The organism is Haloferax sp. KTX1 (assembly GCF_902410085.1).
GTDB classification, from domain to species: Archaea; Halobacteriota; Halobacteria; order Halobacteriales; family Haloferacaceae; genus Haloferax; species Haloferax massiliensis.
The window spans coordinates 1-456 of record NZ_CABPRH010000162.1; the positions used below are offsets into that span (position 1 = coordinate 1).

1 pseudogene is annotated in these 456 nt (G+C 63.8%); it reads left to right on the plus strand.

Annotation, left to right across the window (positions count from 1 at the left end):
• A pseudogene (locus FY251_RS21260) lies at window positions 1-456 on the plus strand (cation acetate symporter); the annotation flags it as partial.

The following is a 456-nucleotide window of genomic DNA, read 5'->3' on the forward strand; positions in this document are numbered from 1 at the left end:
GCCTGGCGTTCATCGTCGGCTGGACGACCGGCTACTTCATCCTGCTCATCTTCCTAGCCGCGCAGATGCGGCGGTTCGGGAAGTACACCGCGCCGGACTTCGTCGGCGACCGGTTCAACTCGCCAACTGCCCGCGCGCTGGCCGCGTTCACCACGCTACTCATCGCGTACGTCTACTCCGTCGGCCAGGCCCGCGGCATGGGGCTGGTCGGTCAGTACGTCTTCGGCCTCGACATCATCCCGATGATCGTCGTGATGATGACCATCACCGTCGGCTATTTCGCGCTCTCGGGGATGCTGGGGGCGACGAAAAATATGGCCGTCCAGTACACCATCCTCATCGTCGCGTTCCTCGCGGGCGTGTACGTGGTCGGCTTCTCGCAGGGCTACTCGACCATACTTCCACAGATCGAGTACGGCGCGCTGATCGCCGACCTCGGTCGCGAGTTCTCCGCAC